The sequence below is a fragment of the Thiohalocapsa sp. genome, from assembly GCF_019695415.1.
Taxonomy (GTDB): Bacteria; Pseudomonadota; Gammaproteobacteria; order Chromatiales; family Chromatiaceae; genus Thiohalocapsa.
On record NZ_JAIFKJ010000132.1, the window covers coordinates 1 to 3455 of the forward strand.

Genomic DNA, 3455 nt, shown 5'->3' on the forward strand with positions numbered 1-3455 from the left:
ACCCACGGCGGTGACCGGTATCCAGTGGCCGAGCAGGAACAGCAGGCTCGCCGCCAGTGCCGCTTCCTGCTCGATGCCGAAGGGTGCGAGCGCAAAGACGAAGGCGGCCTGCATGGGGCCGACGAAGCCGGGTGCACTCGGGAGGGCCACGGCGAAGGCCGTGATGCCGATGGTGAGCATGGCCACCGGCAGCGGTATGGCACCGGCATAGGCGTAGATGGCGAGCCATGCCAGCACGACGGCGAGCAGCCAGCGGCCGATGGAGTAGCCGATGAGCAACGCGGCCATCCCAGCTGTGCGCATCGCCGACAGGCCTCGCTCGAACTGCGTCAGATAGATGCTGCCGCGCTCGCGCAGCCCCGCGGGCAGGTGGGTGCCGACCCCGCGCCAGAGGGCGTCGATCTGGCGTGGTGCCAGCACGAATGCGGCCAGCACCAGCGCGAGTCCGGCCACAGCGGCCGCCGCGAGCCACGCGCTGTTACGGAAGGCTGCGGGCGCCCCTGGCAGCAGGGATAGGGCGGCGATGTAGATCACCAGGATACCGATCAGGTCCAATAGGCGCTCCAGGGCCAGATTCATGAGCACGCCGCTCTTGGCGACACCCGTATCCTGCGCGAACAGGTAGGCGCGGATCAGCTCGCCCACGCGCAGCGGCAGGACGTTGTTGGCGGCGAAGCCGATCATCATCGACGGCGCCAGCTGCTTGGCGGAGAACCGCCCGAAGGGCCGGAGCGTCAACCCCCAGCGCTGTGCGTTGCTGGCGAAGAAGACGGCCAGCACGGCGAGGAAGGGCGGCAGGACCCACAGGTTGCCGCCGCGCAGGGTGTGCCAGAGCGCGGTGAGGTCAACGCCCCAGAGGGCATAGGTCAAGGTGGCCGCGGTGACGCCGCCGGCGACGCCGAGCTGGGCAAGGCGCTTCATGCGCCAAGGCGCACGGCATCGGCGCCGTAGATGCCCCGCAGGCAGTCGGCGGCGGAGGCAATGTCCTCGTCCGCCTCGATGTGGCGGAACTCCGCGTTGCGGCCGACGCAGTGCAGGTTCGCATACCGCCCAAACAGCGCCTGGGCCTGGGTTTTCGCCGCCTCGAAGCCGCGGTCGTAGACGGGGTAACCGCAGCCCTCGGTGATGAGCATGGTGTCCAGCACGTCCCCGCGCCGGACCAATTGGTAGCGTTCGAGCGCGCTGAGAACGTCCTCCACCGGCTGGTCGGTATCGACGGTGACCTCCGCGCAGAGCACGGTGCGGTCCGTTGGCGGCAGATCCGGGTGGAAGTGCTTGAACTCTGCCATTCGGTTGATGACGACCTCGGCGTCGCCCCAATAGACCCACTGGTACGGCATGGCCTGGGCCCTGGCGATGTGCACATAGACCAGCTGCACGCGCTTGAAGCGCAGGTGCAGCTCGCCGCCCAGCATCCGCGCCAGACCGGTGGCCGGGATGGTGGAGAAGACCCGGTCGCAGTCGAGCCGCTGCTCTGTGCCGTCCTGCCGATAGCGCACGGCGCTGATGCGGCCATTGTCGTGATCCAGCCCGGTGACCGGTGCCGAGAGGCGGATCTCGCCGCGGGTGCGGGCGGCCATGGCGTCGCAGATGCTGCCGTAGCCGCCCTGTTTCGGGTACCAGAAGGTGCTGAAGAAGGTCTTGGATTGGCGCTTCAAGGCGTCCAGCAGGCCGGACGAGCGCAGTTTCTCGCGGCCCCAGACGGGCGAGATCTCGCCGGGCGGCACCCCGAACATCTTCCTGGTGTAGGGCTCGAAGAAGAAGTCGTACAGGCCTCGGCCGTAGCGGTTCAGCGCCATGGCCTCGAAGGAGTCCTCCGGCAGCTTGGGCCGGTTGAGATAGCCCCAGACCAGCTTGAGGCCGATCTGCGGCGGGAAGCGCAGCAGCAGCTCGATGGGGTTGATGGGGTCCTGAATCTGCTTGTCCCGCATCAGGATGCGGCTGTGGCGCCGGAGCTCCCGCAGCGGCACCAGCTGCTGGACGGCCTGCAGCACCGCCTGATCCTGGGTGTGGAGGCGGTGCGGCGCGATGTCGCAGGGGAGACCATGCCACTCGAAGGTGCGCGCGAGGCCGCCGATGTGCGGGGCCGCCTCCAGCACCGTCACCCGCTTGCCCATCTCCGACAGCAGCCAGGCTAGCGCGAGGCCCGACACGCCGGCGCCGATGATGACGATGCGTTCATCGACGGTGCTCGCGCTGCCACCATCCGTGCTGTCCATGTTCAATTCGGATATGCCCCCAACTGCCCGCGTACAAGGTTGCGGTGACCTGCTGATGCGGTCACGCCGAGCTGCATTTTCGCACAGGGCTGACGCGGGGATGTCCTGCTGTGGTCTGGGCCTGCACCGATGGCTCTACAAATGGTTTGGATTGGTTCGCAGTCGCGTCTCAGCGCAGTCCTTTGCGGCGTCTCACAGGAGCCGCACGGCGGAGATGACGAGTCCAGCGCTTGTGGCAATGAATCCGATCACCCAGAGGAATTGCCTGTCGTGGCGTTTGAGCATCGCGTCGAAGCGCTTATCGATTCGCTCGAAGCGCTTGTCTACCTGCTCAAAGCGCTTGTCTACCTGCTCAAAGCGCTTATCGATCTGTTCGAGCCTTTTGTCTACCTGCTCGAAGCGCTTGTCGACTTGCTCGAAGCCCTGGCGCATCAGCTCGCGCTGGTGCTTGAGCTCTTCTTCGACACGGACCATGCGCTCGCGCAGCTCGAGCTCGTAGACCGCGGGCGGTTTGCCCAGGCTTTGCTCGGCGAGCCATTCGCCGAGATGGGCCTTGATGAAGCGGATGTCCTCTTCTGCCAGTGCCATTTGGGTGTCTCCACCTTTTGGTTTTGCAGCTTCGCGTGTTTTGTGTCGCCTGTGGGTGGAATCCGCTTCGGTTGTCCATCCTGCGGTTTGCAATTCCAGCGTGCGGCTGCGGTACGCGCCAGACGACGAACTCTGGGTGGGTAGCCAGAGGTGGCGTAGAGGCTGCTACCAGCGCCGAGGCTCGAAGCCGGCAGGGTTCTGCACTTCCATCAGCTCGTCGCCCACCGCGAGCACCAGAAAGCCGAGCTTGGTCGCGTAGCGGACGACGCTGTCCTCTGCGGCCAGTGTGGCCAGGATGCCGACCACCGGAACCTCGCGATAGGCTGGGAAGAATTCCCGCAGCTCCTCGATCTCTGTCACCATCCGGTCGACATCGGCGCTGCGCAGCGTCGCCTTGGTGCTGTTGACGCAGACGAGCGTGGGCGTGACGGCGATGGCATCGAACTCCTTGGAGCGCCCCTCCGGCAGCTTGCGCCTGCGCCGCACGGAGAGGTCGATGATGTCCTCAGCGAAGGTCTCCCGGATGATCTGCGGCAGGCTCGGGACCACGAGGTCCTCGACGATGGTGCCGAGGCGGTTGGCCATCTCGCCCCACTTGCGGTTCAGCTCGCGGTGCTCGCGGCGGGTTTCGTCCTTGAAGTCGCGCAT

At 66.3% G+C, this 3455-nt stretch carries 4 protein-coding genes; all 4 read right to left on the reverse strand.

Translation table 11 applies throughout. From position 1 onward, the window contains the following. On the reverse strand, positions 1–921 hold a 921-nt coding region (locus I6U14_RS03265), incomplete at its 3' end, for a lysylphosphatidylglycerol synthase transmembrane domain-containing protein (RefSeq protein WP_296896859.1). Further along, on the reverse strand, positions 918–2219 hold the full coding sequence (locus I6U14_RS03270) for an FAD-dependent oxidoreductase (protein ID WP_296896860.1): 1302 nt from the start codon (positions 2217–2219) through the stop codon (positions 918–920). The genes I6U14_RS03265 and I6U14_RS03270, both read right to left, overlap by 4 nt. Positions 2220–2411: 192 nt before the next feature. Next, positions 2412–2807 carry a hypothetical protein gene (locus I6U14_RS03275; protein WP_296896861.1) on the reverse strand — a complete coding sequence of 132 codons (396 nt, stop codon included), beginning with the start codon at positions 2805–2807 and terminating at the stop codon, positions 2412–2414. 165 nt (positions 2808–2972) lie between these two features. Beyond that, a partial coding sequence (locus tag I6U14_RS03280; protein WP_296896862.1) for a hypothetical protein occupies positions 2973–3455 on the reverse strand: 483 nt, incomplete at its 5' end.

What these genes read in the sequence shown, in the direction of transcription:
- I6U14_RS03270 (WP_296896860.1), bottom strand. Translation starts at nt 2,219, where the DNA reads ATGGACAGCACGGATGGTGGCAGCGCGAGCACCGTCGATGAACGCATC.
- I6U14_RS03275 (WP_296896861.1), bottom strand. Translation starts at nt 2,807, where the DNA reads ATGGCACTGGCAGAAGAGGACATCCGCTTCATCAAGGCCCATCTCGGC.